The organism is Paenibacillus chibensis (genome assembly GCF_004001045.1).
GTDB lineage: Bacteria > Bacillota > Bacilli > Paenibacillales > Paenibacillaceae > Paenibacillus_AQ > Paenibacillus_AQ chibensis.
On sequence record NZ_BIMK01000038.1, the window covers coordinates 1 to 17893 of the forward strand.

The following is a 17893-nucleotide window of genomic DNA, read 5'->3' on the forward strand; positions in this document are numbered from 1 at the left end:
GTGAGAACCCATTATTTGTAGGCCGACCGCTTAGCGTACGAATCTTTCCTCCAATCGCAGTTGCCTTATCCATGGGTATAAACTCGGGGACAAAGTTTATGCTTCCGATGCCAGCTTTCTGTTGGGAAACTATGTGGCTGACTGACTGAGATTACTAGATCTTTATAAACTATGGGATCGCTTATATTCGAGGCGTTGAGTACTGCAAAGAGATGAGTTGAAATAAAATATATTATATTTCTACCTGGGATGTAAGGCGAAAGTTATGCTAGAACTGAGCAAATCATCGCTACGGAAGACAATCGTTTTCTTTGGATGCATGGCGTAAAGGAAGTGAGAAGGATGATTCAACGAGGAGGATTGTATGGAAAATGAAGTGGTGGAACCAAAGCAGAAGCTAAAGCTCTTGGCGCAGGTCGGCTTGTTGATGGGACCGTTTTTGTCGATGATGGACAGCAATATCGTGAACGTGGCACTCCCTGATATCGCCAAGGGTTTGAGCAGCAACTTGACAGATGCACAGTGGATTGTTTCCGGCTATATGCTTGCGCTGGCTGCTTGCTTGGCAGTGAGCGCCTATTTGGCCAAACGCTTCGGTACGTTGTATGTGTACCGTATTTGTTTGCTCGGCTTTACGGCAGGCTCCGCTTTTGGCGCATTGTCCACGTCGATGAGCATGCTGATCATCGCCCGGATTGTACAAGGATTATTGGGAGCTCCATTGATCCCTCTGGCGATGAGTATGATTTTTGGTGGAGGAGAGAAGAGCAACAACCAAGATATCCCGCCTGTGCTCGGGATGATGCTCTTTTTCGCACCTGCGATCGGCCCGACGATCGGTGGCGTCTTTCTCCATTATTTCGACTGGTCATCCGTATTCTGGATCAACGTTCCAATTGGTCTGCTCGGTTTCCTGTTCATCTTCTCCATGCCCAAGCCAATGTATCATGCAGGCGACCCGTCCGTACGTTTCGATCCGCTTGGATTGATTCTCTTGTCCGGTGGCTTGACGCTGGGGGTGTTTGGTTCCTCTCGTGGCCCGATCGACGGTTGGGCTGCGGGTCAGTGCTGGCCTTACTGGGCAGGCGGCGCTCTACTGCTAGTGCTTTATGTCGCGTGGGCTGCCAAGAAAAAGAACCCGGCGGTCGATTTGAAGCTGTTACGCAGCGGTTATACCGCGTTGTCAATCATGTTGTGCGCGTTGACGTCGGTCATTATGTTTTCCATGATTGTGATTATTCCGCTCTTTATGGAGAACGTTCAGGGCAAGTCACCGTTGACCGCTGGTCTCACCATCTTCCCGCAAGCGCTGATCACGGGGATGGGTACGGTAATTGGTGGGCAATTCTCCAAACGATATGGCGTTCGAGTCAGCACCGTCGTCGGGTTGACATTTTTGACGATCGGGTCCGCTTTGCTTCTTGTAATAAACCAGAATTCAGCTAGCTGGTTGATCGCCATTCTTCTGCTGTTCCGGGGACTTGGCATCGGCTTGGTTATCCAACCATTGTTGAGCGCGATTTTGCAAGGTTTGAATGAGAAGGAAAATGCGGATGCCAATACGCTATTCAACATCTCCGAGCGGATCGGCGGTGCAGCCGGTGTGGCCTTGGTTATTACCTATCTGCAGGCTCGGCTGCAGGTCCGTCTGGATGATGCGAAGCATACAGGTGGCAGCCCGCAGGATGTGATGAAAAATGCAGAGGTGATCGGTTTTCATGATACGTTCCTCTTGCTAACATTCCTTGCTTTCATCGGATTGTTGGCTGCGGTAATCTTTCTGCGTAAAAAAGCCTGGAACTCGGTCGCGGATTCGACTTTATCCCAGACGACCGGTAAATAGGCATGAATGAACAAAGGCTACTCTCGCAGGAGAATAGCCTTTGTTTTTGTTTGAGGGTATTTAACGTCCATTATGAATACCTTCATGAACAACTTTTGAGTCAGCGATCCATCAGGAGATTCTGGTCTGAAGAACGCATTCGCTAAAATCTACAACAGAGGCAGAATCTCTTCCCATACGACATCCAAAATCCCCTGCATATCATCTTCCTCGCTGTTGATAGCAATGACTGCCTCTTTGCCGGGAATCACCACGCACAGCTGTCCGCGTGCACCATCGGCGCGGTAGGCGTCATGACGGCACATCCAGAACTGGCAGCCATACCCCTGGCTCCAATCCGGACCGCCTTCATTGTCGATCTGCTTGCAGGTCACAAAGTCGATCCATTCCGCGGGTACCAGCTGTCGTCCGTTCCACTGCCCTTTTTGCAAAAGCAGCTGGCCGAAACGGCTGAGCTCTTCATTGCTGATGGAAAGCCCTGCGCATCCAAGCGTCACGCCAAGCGGGGAAGTTTCCCAGCTGACGTCGTGTATGCCGAGCGGCTCGAACAGGCGCGGCGTCAGATAATCCTTTACCGTTTGCCCGACTGCAGCCTGCACCATTGCCGAAATGACGAACGTATCGCCGCTGCTGTAAGTGAAGGTCGTTCCCGGAATCCGGTCCAGCGGAAGGGACATATAGTATTTCACCCAGTCCTTCTCCTCCAGCGAGGCTCGTTCCTCGGCCCAGAGGGGAGGGGAGTCATGCCCCGTGGACATGCGCAGCAGGTTGTACAGCGTAATTTCACCAGGACGAAGCGCGGGCTCGACTTTGTCGTTCTCCGGTGCATAAGCAGGGAAAAAGTCCTTCAGCTTGGATTGAAGGGACAACTTGCCCTCCTGAATGGCCAAGCCTACGGCCATGCACGTAAACGATTTGCTGATCGAATGCTGCAAGCGACGTTCATCCCCCGCAAGATCCCAGTGCGCGGCCTGCTCGCCATGCTGCAGAACCCGTGCGGACAGCACGTTTAATCCTCGATCGGAGAAGCCGCGGACGAACCCGTTCAATGATATCGACATGGAATATTCCTTCTTTCTATCGTTCTCGTTTGAAGTATCCTTGTTGCATTTCATCCGGAGCCGGGACAATCACCTATAATCCTTTACCGGTTCGAACCTTCGGTGTGGAGCTTCCAAAATCCTGTCTAGTAGAAACGTTTCCATGATTTTCTTCAAACTCGAATGTATTACAGAAGCCTCCGCACTGTCAAATCGCGACACAGAGGCGGTTATTAAGCTACTAAATGGGATTAAATGGAGTATTTATTGCAAAAAAATGAACATCGTTAACGGCTTTACGTCATTTTTACATTTGATAGTTGACACCGGTTGTTAACAGGATTATGATGTTATCGAAACGATTCGAATGAATCGCTTACAAGAGTCGAGATTGAATCCTATTTTCTATATCATTTCATGCTTTGCATAAGCTGGAAAGCCCTGCATGATAAGCTCTGAAGCCAATTCCGGAAATTGATTGCTCTTTTTTGGGAATTAAAGAAACGTTTCGTTTCATTCTTGGGCTTCGATGGTATATATGTGCAACAGCTTATCGTGCAGTCTGTAAAATGCTCGAAATGAAAGGGGTTACATATGGCGCATATCACGATAGACACCGGATCGCCTACTTTGCGAATGACAACCCATATCCATGTGATATCCCCCGTCGATACCGGACAGCCGACCAGCAGCACGCTTTATCTGCTGCACGGCGCGGGCGATAACGCGAGCACCTGGCATCGCCTGACCACGATTGAGCTGTACGCAGCCAAGTATGGCTGCACGGTCATTATGCCTGAAGTGAATCGGAGCTATTACACGGATATGGAGTATGGCCTCGATTATTTTTACTATGTGACCCAGGAGCTTCCCGGAATCGTGCAGCGACTGTTCCGGCTAAACGACGATCCCGAACGTACTTTTGTCGCTGGCTTGTCCATGGGAGGCTACGGCGCGCTGAAGGCGGCGCTTACATTCCCCGGAAAATACGCCAAAGCCGTATCGTTGTCCGGAGTCACCGATATCCAGCAGCGTCTTCGCGATCCGAACATGGAAACGGGAATGGCGAAGGAGATGCAGGCGGTGTTCGGAACGGCGCTTCAGGTCAAGCCGGATCAGGATTTATACTCGCTAGCTGCGAAACGTATCGACGAAGGGGGGCCTCTCCCTCCGGTGCTTTGCTGCTGCGGAACCGAGGATCCTTTTATCGGGATGAACCGCGAGTTTGCCGAGTACATGCGAAAGACGCCGTTTGACTTCAAGTACGTGGAAGGCCCCGGAACGCATGAATGGCTGTTTTGGGAGAAGCATTTGAAGACGGCTTTCGACTTTCTGTTTGACGAAAAGAATTAAGTAGAGTGAGGCGATGCAAATTGAAACCCGCAGCCTTAGGGCCTGACAAAAAATTACGAGTGCGCTCCGCGACTCCCTGGTACAAGGAAATCTGGAAGCACCGGATGACCTACACCCTGCTGATCCCCGGTCTAATCTGGTTGATCTTGTTTGCTTACCTGCCGATGGGCGGACTATCACTGGCGTTCAAGCATTACAAGGCCAATGAGGGCATTTGGGGCAGCCCATGGGTCGGATTCGAAAACTTCAAATACGTGTTTCGCGATCCTACCTTCGCGCAGGCCGTATGGAGAACGCTGTACATCAACATCATCAAGCTGATCATTACATTCCCGTTCCCGATCCTGTTGGCACTGCTGCTGAACGAGCTTCGGATGCGCAAGACGAAGAAGCTGTTCCAAACCGTATTTACGTTCCCGCAGTTTTTGTCCTGGATCATCGTTTCCGGAATTGTCATCAACGTTCTTTCCTATGACGGACTTCTGAACAGCACATTGCAGCTGGTCGGACTTCCGACGATTAACTTCTTGGGTTCGGAAAAAATGTTCCTGCCGATGCTGATTCTCACCGATGTCTGGAAGTCGACCGGATGGGGCGCGATCATCTTCCTCGCAGCCATTTCGGGAATCGACCAGGACCAGTATGAATCGGCGCAGATCGATGGCGCGTCACGCATGCAGCAAATTTTCAAAATTACGCTGCCGAACATTTTACCGACCGTGACCGTCATGTTCATTCTCAATGTGGGCGGCTTGATGTCCGCAGGCTTCGACCAGATCTTCAACTTGGCGAACGCCGCCACGCAAAACGTTTCCCAGGTGCTCGACGTGTACATCTACCGCATTACGTTCCAGTCCTCGACGGATTTCTCGTTCTCAACCGCCGTCAGCTTGTTCCGTTCCCTGGTGAACATGGTTCTGCTGCTGGCCGCTGACCGAGTGGCAAAACTGATGGGCGGAGACGGCTTGTTCCGCTAGGAAAGGAGTGAATAACAGATGAGTACCGCTACTGCAAAAAGGCATAAATACCGGATCGGCAAAATGACGTTTCTCGATTACACTTTGCTGGTCGTCCTGATTATCTTGTCCTTGATGATTCTGATCCCGTTCATCAACGTTATCGCGATTTCGTTCGCTTCGCAAAAGGAATACGCCGATAACCCGATGATGCTGTTCCCCAAACATCCGACGCTGGACGCTTATAAGGCATTGTTCAATGACGGAAGGATTCTGACGGGCTTCTGGAACACGCTCAAAATACTGGTCGTCGGGCTGCCGCTCAGCTTGTTCCTGACAAGCACGATGGCATACGGCCTCAGCCGCGACAAGTTTCCGGGCAAGAAGATCATCTTTTTCCTGGTCCTGTTTACCATGATTTTTAATGGCGGTATCGTACCGCTGTACCTGGTCATGAAGTCGATTCATCTGACCAGCACCTTATGGTCCGTGATCCTGGTTGGAAGCTTCAGCGCCTTCAACATGATCCTGATGATGAACTATTTCCAAGGTCTGCCGGATTCCCTGATGGAATCCGCAAGGCTCGACGGGGCCGGAGAATGGAGAATCCTGTTCTCCATCGTGCTGCCGCTGGCCGCGCCGATCATGGCAACCATTACGCTGTTCTACGGCGTCGCCTTCTGGAATGGATGGTACGATGCGATGATCTTCCTGCGAAAAGCAGATATGCTGCCGCTTCAAAACGTCCTAAGGACGATCATCGTCGAATCGTCGACCAACGTTTCGAACGCGTCCAGTGTGGACGCCCTCAACAAAACCGGCTTCTCGACGGGAATGAAAATGGCTTCGGTATTCGTATCGATGGTGCCGATCATGTGCTTCTTCCCGCTGCTGCAAAAGCATTTTGCCAAAGGGGTATTAACAGGGGCTATCAAAACCTGATTAATGCATAGATTTTTCATCCAAAAAAATCTGATCAAAACATGGGGGTAAAACATGAACACCAAAAAGCTGCTTAAACCTCTTCTGGCCGTCGCGCTGTCGGCGGTTATGGTGACGGTCACTGCCTGTTCGAAAGATTCGGCATCATCCGGCGGCAACGAAAAGGACGCGGAAGGAAACTACAAGGACAAACTGAAAATCTCCGTCGCGCAGACGACCGAAGTGAAAGACGGCGTGCTGGACAATGAGTTCCACAAATACTGGATGGACAAGTTCAACGTCGATTGGGATTACAACTATGTACAGTGGGATTCCTGGCCGGAAAAGCTCCGGCTGTGGATCAATTCCGGCGACCTGCCTGACGTGGCAAGCTGGAACTACGTGCACGGCGATTTCATGAACTACGTGGACCAAGGCCTCTTATACAAATTCCCGGATGACTGGAAGGAACGCTGGCCGAACATAGCGGCAGCCTACAAGCTGACAGGCCTTGGCGACAAGCTGGAAGAGCTGACCGGCGGAACTTACATTTTGCCGAAACCGGTATATTATCAAAACAAACCGGCAGATCCGCTCGTGAACCAAATCGGTGTCATCGCGCTGCGCAAGGACTGGGCGAAAGCCGTCGGCTTCGAGCTCAAGGACGCATACACGACAAGCGAGCTGATGCATTACGCTGAACTGATCAAAGAGAAAGATCCAGGCAAACTGGGCTCCAAGCTGGTTCCGATGTCTTATAACGCGGACGACGCTTTGACGAACATCATCATGGCCAACAGCGAGCACTCCCGCGTGGAATCCGCATTCTACAAAGGCGAAGACGGCAAGTTCCACTGGGGTCCGGCAGATCCTGAAACGCTGACCGGTCTGAAGGATATGCAAAAAGCGTACAAAGAAGGCCTCTTGAACCCTGAGTTCTACACTTGGAAAAACAACGAAGGCAGCGACAACTTCAGAGTCAAAGGTGTTGCCGGCATTATGTCCCTCGGCGGTCTGGCTTCGTACAGACAGGACCTGGATAAGAACATTCAGAAGAACCTGGGCGTTAGCAGCGACGATATGGTGCACACGGCTATCGTTCTCGGCGACGACGGCAAGTACCGCAACCTCGAGCAGGTTAACTTCTGGTCGACTCTGATCTTCTCGCCGAACATCAGCAAAGAGAAGTTCGAGCGCATCATGGACATTCTCGATTACTCGACAAGCAAAGAAGGACAAATGCTCATCAACATGGGCTTTGAAGGAAAAGACTGGAAATATGACGACAAGAACGAGCCTGTAAGCCTGCTTCCGGAAGGAACAACGCTCGAAGACAAATACCCTGCACGTTTTGAAGGCCTGTATGTGCTGGGCGACGACTTTAGTGTCGTGAACCCTGCGATCAAGAAGGAATACCGTGACCGTGCCGTGGAGCTTTTCCAAGATAAAGCCAAGCTCGGAAAAGAAGGCGGCAAGCTGGCAACCTACGATTGGGACGTACAGCTGTATGATTCCAAAGCAAAAAGCCAAGCATCCTTCGATTACCAGAACGAATATGCGAACCTGATTCTTCAAAGCGGAGATCTGGAAGTGAACTGGAAGAAATGGGTACAAAGCAAGCAATCGCTCGTTCAACCGGTACTGGATGAGTTGAACAGCAAATTTGCCAAGTAAGGATACCGCTTCAAACGATTCCGACCGCAGGCTATGCCTTAAGGTCTGGATTCTAGGAACCCGGTGTGCAGCATAGAGTATGCAGCCGGGTTCTTCTCTTCCAAGGTGGATTTCAGGTCCGGTTTTTATTGCTCATGACACCCGGGCCTAAAACCACATCGGAATGAGGATTCTTCTGAATGAGGAATTTGCACAAAAGATGAGGACTTTTTCCATGCAAAGCTCCCTGCTCCGATCCATTGATTTGCGGGCTTTGTGCAAGCTCCTGAGAAAGGAGAAAGAATGAGAGGGTGAAGGATAAGGCTCTTTGATTCGGGTAGGATGTACTTTCGGCATGGAGCCGAGCTGTTTAGAAGAGGTAACCGGTTCAAATCACTTTTTAGCAGGTTGTGGAGGGGAACTGTATGGATATTCAGCAATTACAAGGTCTTGTGAACCAAATGACGCTTGAAGAAAAGATCGCTCAATTGCTGCAGCTTACCGCCCATTTTCATGAAGGCACGGACAACGAGGGACAAGTGACGGGGCCGATGGAGGAAATGGGGATTACCGAACCGATGGTAACCGCCAGCGGTTCCATACTCGGTCTTTCGGGTGCTCAGGCCGTTATAGATGTTCAAAATACGCATTTAAGCAAAAGCCGTCTCGGCATACCGCTGCTTTTTATGGCGGATGTGGTGCACGGATTCAAAACGATTTTTCCGATTCCGCTGGCGATCGGCTGCTCCTGGGATATGGAGCTCGCGGAGAAAAGCGCGGAAATTGCCGCCAAGGAATCCGCTGTTTCCGGCATTCATGTGACATTTGCGCCGATGGTCGACCTGGTGCGCGATCCGCGCTGGGGAAGGGTCATGGAAACGACGGGAGAAGATCCTTATTTGAACAGCCTGTTTGCCAGAGCGTTCGTCCGCGGCTATCAAGGCGATCATTTGAAGGATGACCCGGACCGCCTGGCGGCATGCGTCAAGCATTTTGCCGCTTATGGCGCTCCTGAAGGCGGACGTGACTACAATACGGTCAACATGTCCGAACGGCAGCTGCGCGAACAATATCTCCCGGCCTATCAAGCGGCGCTCGACGAAGGCTGCGAAATGGTTATGGCATCCTTTAATACGGTGGACGGGATTCCGGCCAGCGGCAATGAAAAGCTGATGCGCGGCATTTTGCGGGAAGAATGGGCGTTTGACGGTGTGCTGATATCGGACTGGGCCTCGATTCGGGAAATGGTCGCGCACGGCGCTGCCGAGGATGACGCCGAGGCGGCTTACCGAGCCATTCGCGCGGGCGTGGATATCGAAATGATGACGCCTTGCTACGTCAATCATCTGCCGCAGCTCATTCGGAACGGACGCGTTGACGAAGCGCTGGTCGACGAAGCGGTTCTCCGCATTCTGCGCCTGAAGGATAAGCTAGGACTCTTTGACAATCCGCTGCGGGCAGCAGATCCGGTACGCGAACAGGAGATCATTTTTTGTGAGGAGCATCGAAACGTCTCTTACCAATTGGCAGTCAAGTCTAGCGTTCTCCTTAAAAATAGCGGCATTCTTCCGCTTCGGTCCGACGCGAACGTTGCCCTCATCGGTCCATTCGCGCAAAGCGGCGATATTCTCGGCTGGTGGTCCTGTGAAGGAAACAAGGAGGATGCCGTCCAGCTTGGGGATGCGCTGCAGAAACGCCTCTCCGGAGGGAAACTCGGCATTGCCGAAGGCTGCGGCCTGGACAGCATCACGTCCCAGCAGATCGAAGCGGCGCTGGAAACGGCGAGTCAAGCCGAGATCATCGTGCTCGCTTTGGGGGAAGAATCAGCGATGAGCGGTGAGGGAGGATCTCGGACGGATATCCGTCTGCCTCAGGCACAGCTGGAGCTGGTGAAGCATCTGAAGACGCTTGGGAAACCGATGGCTGCCGTTATTTTTAACGGCCGTCCGCTGGATCTTCACGGGATTTATGAAGAAGCGGATGCCGTGCTGGAAGCCTGGTTCCCGGGCAGTGAGGGCGGAGCGGCGCTTGCGGACATCCTGCTTGGCAACGTGAATCCTTCGGGACGTCTAACCATGTCCTTCCCGCAATCGGTTGGCCAGGTGCCGGTATACTACAATCATTTCAACACGGGTCGGCCTATGGATCCTGCAAACCAGGAGGTACGTTATGTCTCCAAATATATCGACAGCTCGAATGACCCGCTGCTGCCGTTTGGTTTCGGCCTTTCCTACACGACCTTCGCCTATAGTGATTTGACGATTTCCAGTCCGGAGCTGAAGGCTGGGGAGGCGCTGACGGTGCAAGTTAAAGTGACGAATACGGGCGACCGGGAAGGCGAAGAGACGGTTCAGCTGTACATCCGTGACGTCACGGGCGAAGTTGTCCGTCCGATGCGAGAGCTTAAAGATTTCCGCAAGCTGGCTTTAGCGCCGGGAGAAAGCGGAACGGCCAGCTTTACCGTCACGGAGGAGCAGCTGCGATATTATCATTCCGATCTGAGCTTCACCAGTGATCCGGGGTCTTTCCAGGTGTTCGTCGGCCCGAACAGCCGCGACACGCTGGAGCAGCATTTTAAACTGAACCATCTGTAATCAACCGAGGTATCTGCGTGATTTCACTCGGATAAAAGAGAAAAAACAGGATAGCAGCCTAGAAAAACAACCGTCTGATTAGCCGGATTGTTAACTGGATAGGAGGAATAGAGAACCATATGACAGCCACGATGACGAATTCCAAGATCAACCTTCAAGCTGGCGATCTGCGCTTTACCTTCTGGGAGAGCGGAGACTTATACCAGGCCGTATACGGCCGCACCATGATTAACCAACTGATGACGAGCCCGATCGAGGGCTCTATGAATAACTTATACCTGCGTATCCATCAGGAAACGGGCATATCCTTTTACCCGCTGCTCGGGATTCATTCCAAGAGCAAGGTCGGCGTCGGCAGCAGCCGCATCGTATGGGAAGGAGACGCAGAAGGCATCGCGTACCGCGTGACCTTTGCGCTGTCCGAGCGCGGCGTATGGTTCTGGGACGTCGCTGCCTTCGGCGAAGGCGTCAAGATCGACGTCATTTACGCCCAAGATATCGGGAATGCGGATATTGGGGCCGTACGCAGCAACGAGGCCTATCTTTCCCAGTACATTGACCATTCCGTGTACGAGGACGACAAGCGCGGGTTTGTGGTCTGCTCCCGTCAAAATCAGCCGCAGGGCGGCGCCTTTCCTTATCTTCAGCAAGGCGCTTTGACAGGGGCTGCCGGGTTTTCTACCGACGGATTTCAATTTTTCGGATTGTCCTATAAAGAGACGAATGTGCCTTTTTGCCTGACGCAGCCGAAGCTTGCCAATGAAATCTACCAATACGAATTTGCTTATACTGCCCTTCAATCTGAGCTGGTTTCGCTGAACGGGGAAGCCCGGTTTGTCTTTTACGGTCTCGTTAAGAATGATCACCCTGAGGCTGTGACCGGTCTTGAATTCCAAGAAGAAGTGGAACAGGCTTGGCAGGAATATCTCGCTCAAGACGGCAAGAGCCTGCTGGAGCAGCTGCATGCCGTTCGTCTCAATCCGGCGATGGGAGAGCCGCTCCAGGGACTATCGCTGACGGAAGCGGAGATCAATGACCGTTTTCCAAGTCGGACAAGACATCAGGAAGAGCGCGAAGGCGGACGGTTGGTTGCCTTTTTCACGGATACCTACGAGCATATCGTATTGAAGGAAAAGGAATTGCTTGTCGAGCGTCCGCACGGTCATATTCTGATGAGCGGAAACAACGTGGAAATGGGAGCCAAGGTCGTCACGACGACATCCTATATGTACGGAATATTCAACTCGCATCTGGTGGTGGGCAACACGAATTTCAACAAGATGATGAGCAATGCCCGCAGTGCCCTGAACGTTCCCAAGACGGCAGGGCAGCGGATCTACGTGGAAGTTGGCGGAAAGTACCGTCTGCTCACGATGCCATCCCTGTTTGAGATCGGTTTTAACTATGTGCGTTGGTACTATAAAATGGCGGATGACACGCTGATCATAACGAACTTCACGACCGTCGATACGCCGGAGGTGAGCCTTCAGGTGCGCTCCGAAAGCGGCAAAGCCTATCGTTTCCTGGTGACGAACCAGGTCACGATGGACGTGAATGAATATGAGGCACCGCTTCACATGAAGAACGACAATGGCGTGCTCACGTTCTTCGGCGGGCAGGATGCCATCCGTATGGAAGCTTATCCGCATCTGCAATACAAGATGTGGGTGGAAGGGGCAGATGTCCTGATCGGCGATGAAAGCGTGCTTGCGGACGGCGTTTCCTCCGGATGTGCTTCGCTGGTAACCATGCAGATCGCCCCGGCCTCCGAATGGAAAATTACGGTACAAGGTTTGCTGGACGGAGAGGAACTTCCGGCATCAAGCAAGAATATAGAAGAAGAGATTTCGAAATACCGCGACTTTTACCAGCAGGTCATGAACGGCTTCCACTTGAGCGGCGCGGATGGAAATGAAGGGGACGACTTCTTCAAAGTGAATGCGCTGGCGTGGTGGTATACACATAACATGCTCGTCCATTACTCGGTTCCTCACGGGCTGGAGCAGTACGGCGGAGCAGCTTGGGGCACGCGGGACGTGTGCCAGGGGCCTTCCGAGTATTTCATGGCTACCCAGAAATTCGAGCAGGTACGGGATATTCTGCTCACCGTATTCAGCCATCAGTATGAGGATGACGGCAACTGGCCACAGTGGTTTATGTTTGACAACTATGCGCCTGTTCAGCAGGAAGAAAGCCATGGCGACATCATCGTATGGCCGCTCAAGGTGCTCAGCGATTATCTGATAGCCACCCAGGATTTCGGGATTCTGCAGGAGCAGGTTCCTTATACCGTGAAGGGAAGCTTCCGGTTTACGGAGCAGCTTCATTCCGTGCTGGATCACGTGAACAAGGAAATCGGCTACATCCGCAGCCATTTCCTCCATGACACCTACCTTTCCGCATATGGCGACGGGGACTGGGATGATACGCTCCAGCCGGCGAATGCGCAGCTGAAGCAGTATATGGTCAGCAGCTGGACGGTTGCGCTCACGTATCAGACGCTGACCCAGCTTTCTTCCGTACTGCTTTCCGCAGAACCGGATCTCGCGGCAGAGCTGCAGGAGATGGCTGCCGGCGTGAAACGGGATTATAACCATTACATGCTGCAAACGGACGTGATCCCCGGCTTCCTTTATATGGAGGATCCGGCGGAAACGAAGCTGATGCTGCATCCGACGGATATCGAAACGGGCATTCAATACCGCTTGCTTCCGATGACGCGCAGCATGATCGCAGAGCTTCTTGATCCGGAACGTGCGGAGTCGCATTACAAGCTGATCAAGGAGAAGCTGTTCTTCCCTGACGGCGTGCGGCTGATGAACCGTCCTGCCCAATATGCCGGCGGCGTCAGCACGCATTTCAAGCGGGCCGAGCAAGCCGCCAACTTCGGACGTGAAGTGGGGCTTCAATATGTGCATGCCCATATCCGCTTCATTGAGGCCATGGCGAAGCTGGGTCACGCGGAAGATGTATGGAACGGGCTGAACGTCATTAACCCGGTAGGCATCCGCGATGTCGTTCCGAACGCGGAAATCCGGCAAAGCAACACGTATTTCAGCAGTTCCGACGGCAAATTCAATACCCGTTACGATGCGCAGGCGAACTTTGACGAGCTTCGCAGCGGCAAGGTTCAGGTGAAAGGCGGATGGAGAATATATTCCAGCGGACCGGGAATCTACATGAACCAGCTGATATCGAACGCGCTGGGCATCCGTCAGGATCATGAAGGCTTGGTGATCGATCCGGTGCTGCCGGCTTCGCTTGACGGGATGCGTTTTGACTTCCGGTACGAAGGCGTCGAAATTACGTTTGCCTACCATATCACCGGCGCGGCCGTAAGTCAGGTTGCGATCAACGGAGAGACCTTGAATGCGGAACGAGTGGCCAATCCTTACCGCGAAGGCGGCTTGCGTTTATCCAAGGAGGCCCTACACCAAGCCTTGAACGGCAATCATCATGTAATCGACATTTTTATGTAAATTTTTAGGCGATCTTTAGGGATCGCCCTTTTCCATAAGCAAATATTTGATCATAAACATAGCATGAACCGACAAAGAGGGTTAACCATAGTAAGGAGCGAGGACAATTGGTAAGTATAAAGGATATCGCTAAAAAAGCCGGTGTATCGATTTCTACGGTATCTTATGCGCTTAACGGAAGCAGCAAGGTAACGGATGAGACAAGCTCGAAGATTCTGGCGATCGCCAAAGAGCTGAATTATGTCCCAAACGCGGCTGCGCGGACATTAAAGAAAAGAGAATCGAAAATTTTAGGCGTCTTCTTGACCGATTTTAAAGGCGACGTCTACGGGGAACTGCTGGACGGGATGAAGGAAGTATGCAATTCGCAGGGATACGATCTCATCGTATGCAGCGGTAAGCAATCCCACCGCATGCTGCCGGAGCGCATGATCGATGGCGCGGTGATTCTGGATCATACCTTCTCCAGCGAGGAGCTGCTCAAATACGCGGAACGCAATCATAAAATCGTTGTGCTCGACCGGGAGCTTGAGCACCCGAACATCAATCAGGTCCTGCTGGACAATAAAGCGGGAGCTACCCTCGCCACGGAATACTTGGTCGATAAGGGTCACAAAAAAATCTACGTCGTATCCGGTCCTGAAGGCTCGTATGATTCGACGCAGCGGATGAAGGCCGTTAAAATGGTTGCGGACCGGGCAGAGGATGTGGAATGGATCGAAATCCAGGGCGATTTCAAAAAAAGCGGCGGCGAACTGGCGGCGGAGCAAATCATGCGGGAGTATACGGAGCCGGTGGCCGTATTTTGCCTGAACGACGAAATGGCGATCGGCCTATGCAACCGGATTGCCGATACGGAGTTTGCGATCGGCGAACAGATTCATTTGATCGGATTCGATAATATCGAGCTGACCCGCTATATGCAGCCTCGGCTGGCGACGATCGATTATTCCAAGCGCAAATGGGGCGCCCTCGCCTCGGAGCAGCTGATCAAAATCCTTTCCGGGGAAAAGGTGGATCATGAGCGGATTTATGTGACCCTGATTCAAGGAGATTCCGTTAGAGAAGCTGCCCCAAAGAGCGTGACCCGTTTAAAGTGAAAAATGACCCGGAATGAGACGCGTTTTACACGCGTGCCCTCATTCCGGGTCATTTTACTTATTGTGCCTCCGTCGGTCAGATCATCAAACGCAGCTGCTTGGCCAGCTGTCCCAGCACCGGATTATGCTCCAGATAGGATGTATAGACGCGCAGCAGCGTTGGATTAGGCTCTTCCCGGCGAAGCTCCTGCTGCAGCAGGAGAACCACGTCCAGAAGCTCCTTTTGCTGATGCTCGCTCATAGGCAGCACCATAATTTGCTCCTTGAGGGAGTCGAGATCATTTTGAACGAGTTCGAGCCGTGTACGGGCATCGGCCGGATTCAGCTCGTTAATACGCACATTGTTTTGATTCATGACGGGAACCGGTTGTCTCTTCATCATGTCTTGTACAACCGCATCCATCCGTTCCTCGATAAACCGGGCGAGTTCGTCCGTCGGCAGCGAAATGACCTTTTGGTTCGCGTAAGACAGATACTCTCTCAGCATGCCTCGAAAAATGACGACGATATCCCAGATGTACGGCTCGATCGTCGCCCCGTAAGCCTCGTAAAAGAAGTCGTGATGCAGCTGGAGCAGGGTTACTCTTTTCTTCTTCCAGGCAGCGATGAAATGCTCGTTATCTTTGACGGGAAGCTCCTTAAATTCACTTGTGAAATAATAATTTTCAAGCATGTATTGCAGCTGGAATTCGATTTGGAGCCGCAGCCGGTCTTGGGGCGAAGCATGCTGCACATCATCCAAATCCCTTGCAAGCGAGAACATGGTCTGATGGCATGCCACGAATACAGCGGTAAACAGCTCCTCCTTGGAAGGAAACAGCTTGTAAATACTGCCCTTGGCCATGCCGCAGGCTTCGGCAATTTCTTTCATCGAAGCGGCAACATATCCTTTTTCTTTGAAAATATCCATCGCCGTTTGGATGATCTGCTGGCGTTTGATCACTTCCATTACTTCCACCTCACCCTTGTATTTTGCCATGTCAGGCGTGGCAGGTCAATGTGGAGAATTGACGGATAGAACCCATGGGTCATATAATGGACTCGTGGGTTTTTAAATCATGGCAGGAGGTGAACCAAAGCACAGCGCTTTGGAACAGATGAAAATAACCGAAGGATTAGAAGTGCTGGATTTGACCATTGCTGGTTCGGGAATGGTGCTTCATCCGGTGATCGTTGGCCGTAAGGACGACTGGGCCCTCGTCGATACCGGTATGCCCGGCCTGTATGAGGCCATCATGAAACTTGCCGGCCAGGCCGGATTTGAGGCCGAAGGTTTGACGGCGATTATTCTGACGCATCAGGACGTCGATCACGTGGGAAGCCTGCCGAAGTTTCTGGGCATGCGCGGAGATTTGAAGGTATGGGCGCACGCGGAAGACCGTCCGTACATCGACGGGGAAATCGCGTTCCTGAAAATGCGGCCGCAAGTCAAGGAAATGCTGAGTAACTTGCTTGCTGCCGAGGAATATGAACAATTCAAGCATGCTTTTTCCAAAGAATCCGCCCCTCAGGTAACCGAGCTTGCGGCGGAAGGGGATGTTCTGCCCTACGGTGGAGGGCTTACGGTGATTCATACGCCTGGACATACGCCGGGGCATATCAGCTTGTACCATGCGGACAGCAAGACACTGTTGGTCGGCGACGCGCTCACCGTCAACGATGGCGAGTTATGCGGACCCAATCCGCCCGTCACGCCGGACATGGAGCAAGCATTGAAATCCGTGCGTAAATTTTTGGATTATGAGATTGAGACCGTGGTCTGCTATCATGGCGGATCCTTTACAGGCGATATCCCTAAGCGGATCGAAGAGTTGACCGCGGATGTCAAGTAAACCGCTGCGGCTGATCTATACGCTGGTTTGCGGCGTGATTGGCGCTTATGTCTTCCAATGGATACACATGCCGATTCCATGGCTGCTCGGGCCGATGATCTTCGTCCTGATCGCCTCCAAGACAATCAAGACGGTTAAGCCGCTGTGGCCGCCGGTGCTCCGCAACGCAGGGATGATCGTGATCGGCTATACGATCGGATTGTCATTTACAATGGCGACGCTCCAGCAGATCGGAAAGCAGCTGCCTTCCATGATCCTGCTGACGATGCTGCTCTTGATCTGCAGCCTGCTGATCGCTGCGCTGGTCTCCTTCCTCTCCGGCGTCCCGTTTCCGACGGTGCTTATGGGAAGCATTCCTGGCGGGCTGACGCAGATGGTCACACTAGCCGACGATATCAAAGGCATCGACATCACGGTCGTGACCTTTTTACAAGTGTCGCGGCTGATGATGATCATCTTTTTCGTACCGCTGCTCGTGTTCAGCCCGATCTTCGGCGGGGAGGCAAGCGAAGCGGCAGCGGGGATGAACGAAGCGGCTGTCTCCGCCTGGAACGGACTTTTTCCTCATATAATCGTTTATGCGGCGGTCTGTACGCTCTTTGCCTTCGTGGGACAGCGGATCAAATTTCCTACGGCGTATTTGCTTGGACCGATGATTGCCGCCGTACTGCTGAACTTATCAGGATATGAGGGGCATGCGCTGCCGACCTTGTTTCTGAATGCATCACAGCTGGTGATCGGAACCTATGTGGGGATGCTGCTGAAGCCCGAGCAGCTAAGCCACAAGCTGAGGATGGTTGCGCTTGCGCTCTTGAGCGGCGTGCTGCTGATCGGCTGCTCCATCTCTCTCAGCGTGCTCCTGACCAAAATGCATGCCGTAACCATGATAACGGCCTTCCTGGGTCTCGCGCCCGGAGGAATGGATCAAATGGGGATTATCGGCAAGGAGGCGGGGGCGGATTTGTCAGTGGTAATCTGCTATCAGCTGTTCCGCACGCTCTTTATTTTCGTCGCGGTCCCGCCGCTGCTCAAGGCCATCTTCAAATCGGTACAGCGCAAAAAGCTTGCCGGACACGAATAACATCGGATTCATGCGCTTAAAGCACCGATGCTGCGTGTATC

The 17893-nt window shown here is 52.4% G+C and carries 12 protein-coding genes; 10 read left to right on the plus strand and 2 right to left on the minus strand.

The genetic code is table 11. The features are described 5' to 3' along the window. The first annotated feature begins 364 nt into the window (after positions 1 to 364). Positions 365 to 1843, plus strand: a complete 1479-nt coding sequence (locus PCH05_RS23055; protein ID WP_127606330.1) for a DHA2 family efflux MFS transporter permease subunit — start codon at positions 365 to 367, stop codon at positions 1841 to 1843. A 149-nt stretch (positions 1844 to 1992) separates the two neighbouring features. Here the strand turns inward: PCH05_RS23055 and PCH05_RS23060 are convergent, their stop codons facing one another. Next, on the minus strand, positions 1993 to 2904 hold the full coding sequence (locus tag PCH05_RS23060) for a serine hydrolase domain-containing protein (protein ID WP_127606332.1): 912 nt from the start codon (positions 2902 to 2904) through the stop codon (positions 1993 to 1995). Positions 2905 to 3477: 573 nt separating this feature from the next. Here PCH05_RS23060 and PCH05_RS23065 point away from each other — a divergent pair. The 7 genes from PCH05_RS23065 (at position 3478) to PCH05_RS23095 (ending at position 14939) form a co-directional block, all read left to right on the plus strand. After that, entirely contained in the window at positions 3478 to 4236 is a 759-nt protein-coding gene (locus PCH05_RS23065) for an alpha/beta hydrolase (RefSeq protein WP_127606334.1), read from the plus strand. A 20-nt stretch (positions 4237 to 4256) separates the two neighbouring features. Next, the gene (locus PCH05_RS23070; protein WP_127606336.1) at positions 4257 to 5213 is read left to right on the plus strand and encodes an ABC transporter permease; all 957 of its coding nucleotides are present in this window, start codon (positions 4257 to 4259) and stop codon (positions 5211 to 5213) included. A gap of 18 nt (positions 5214 to 5231) precedes the next feature. Next, positions 5232 to 6134: a carbohydrate ABC transporter permease gene (locus PCH05_RS23075; RefSeq protein ID WP_127606338.1), complete on the plus strand. Its 903-nt coding sequence runs from the start codon at positions 5232 to 5234 to the stop codon at positions 6132 to 6134. 54 nt (positions 6135 to 6188) lie between these two features. Next, the gene (locus PCH05_RS23080; RefSeq protein WP_127606340.1) at positions 6189 to 7787 is read left to right on the plus strand and encodes a type 2 periplasmic-binding domain-containing protein; all 1599 of its coding nucleotides are present in this window, start codon (positions 6189 to 6191) and stop codon (positions 7785 to 7787) included. A gap of 404 nt (positions 7788 to 8191) precedes the next feature. Further along, positions 8192 to 10360, plus strand: coding sequence for a glycoside hydrolase family 3 N-terminal domain-containing protein (locus PCH05_RS23085; RefSeq protein WP_127606342.1), 2169 nt, complete (start codon positions 8192 to 8194; stop codon positions 10358 to 10360). A 119-nt stretch (positions 10361 to 10479) separates the two neighbouring features. Further along, positions 10480 to 13839, plus strand: coding sequence for a GH36-type glycosyl hydrolase domain-containing protein (locus tag PCH05_RS23090; protein ID WP_127606344.1), 3360 nt, complete (start codon positions 10480 to 10482; stop codon positions 13837 to 13839). A 107-nt stretch (positions 13840 to 13946) separates the two neighbouring features. After that, on the plus strand, positions 13947 to 14939 hold the full coding sequence (locus tag PCH05_RS23095; RefSeq protein WP_127606346.1) for a LacI family DNA-binding transcriptional regulator: 993 nt from the start codon (positions 13947 to 13949) through the stop codon (positions 14937 to 14939). A 76-nt stretch (positions 14940 to 15015) separates the two neighbouring features. Here PCH05_RS23095 and PCH05_RS23100 read toward each other — a convergent pair whose 3' ends face one another. Then, on the minus strand, positions 15016 to 15918 hold the full coding sequence (locus PCH05_RS23100; protein WP_127606348.1) for a TetR/AcrR family transcriptional regulator: 903 nt from the start codon (positions 15916 to 15918) through the stop codon (positions 15016 to 15018). Between the two features lie 79 nt (positions 15919 to 15997). Here PCH05_RS23100 and PCH05_RS23105 point away from each other — a divergent pair, with 79 nt between their 5' ends. Further along, positions 15998 to 16771: an MBL fold metallo-hydrolase gene (locus tag PCH05_RS23105; protein WP_246049920.1), complete on the plus strand. Its 774-nt coding sequence runs from the start codon at positions 15998 to 16000 to the stop codon at positions 16769 to 16771. Beyond that, on the plus strand, positions 16761 to 17852 hold the full coding sequence (locus PCH05_RS23110; protein ID WP_127606353.1) for an AbrB family transcriptional regulator: 1092 nt from the start codon (positions 16761 to 16763) through the stop codon (positions 17850 to 17852). The genes PCH05_RS23105 and PCH05_RS23110 overlap by 11 nt, the downstream gene beginning before the upstream one ends. Positions 17853 to 17893: the final 41 nt, after the last annotated feature.

Coding starts and splice junctions, on each gene's coding strand:
- PCH05_RS23055 (WP_127606330.1), top strand. CDS start 365: ATGGAAAATGAAGTGGTGGAACCAAAGCAGAAGCTAAAGCTCTTGGCG.
- PCH05_RS23075 (WP_127606338.1), top strand. CDS start 5,232: ATGAGTACCGCTACTGCAAAAAGGCATAAATACCGGATCGGCAAAATG.
- PCH05_RS23065 (WP_127606334.1), top strand. CDS start 3,478: ATGGCGCATATCACGATAGACACCGGATCGCCTACTTTGCGAATGACA.
- PCH05_RS23060 (WP_127606332.1), bottom strand. CDS start 2,904: ATGTCGATATCATTGAACGGGTTCGTCCGCGGCTTCTCCGATCGAGGA.
- PCH05_RS23080 (WP_127606340.1), top strand. CDS start 6,189: ATGAACACCAAAAAGCTGCTTAAACCTCTTCTGGCCGTCGCGCTGTCG.
- PCH05_RS23110 (WP_127606353.1), top strand. CDS start 16,761: ATGTCAAGTAAACCGCTGCGGCTGATCTATACGCTGGTTTGCGGCGTG.
- PCH05_RS23090 (WP_127606344.1), top strand. CDS start 10,480: ATGACAGCCACGATGACGAATTCCAAGATCAACCTTCAAGCTGGCGAT.
- PCH05_RS23085 (WP_127606342.1), top strand. CDS start 8,192: ATGGATATTCAGCAATTACAAGGTCTTGTGAACCAAATGACGCTTGAA.
- PCH05_RS23105 (WP_246049920.1), top strand. CDS start 15,998: ATGGCAGGAGGTGAACCAAAGCACAGCGCTTTGGAACAGATGAAAATA.
- PCH05_RS23100 (WP_127606348.1), bottom strand. CDS start 15,918: ATGGCAAAATACAAGGGTGAGGTGGAAGTAATGGAAGTGATCAAACGC.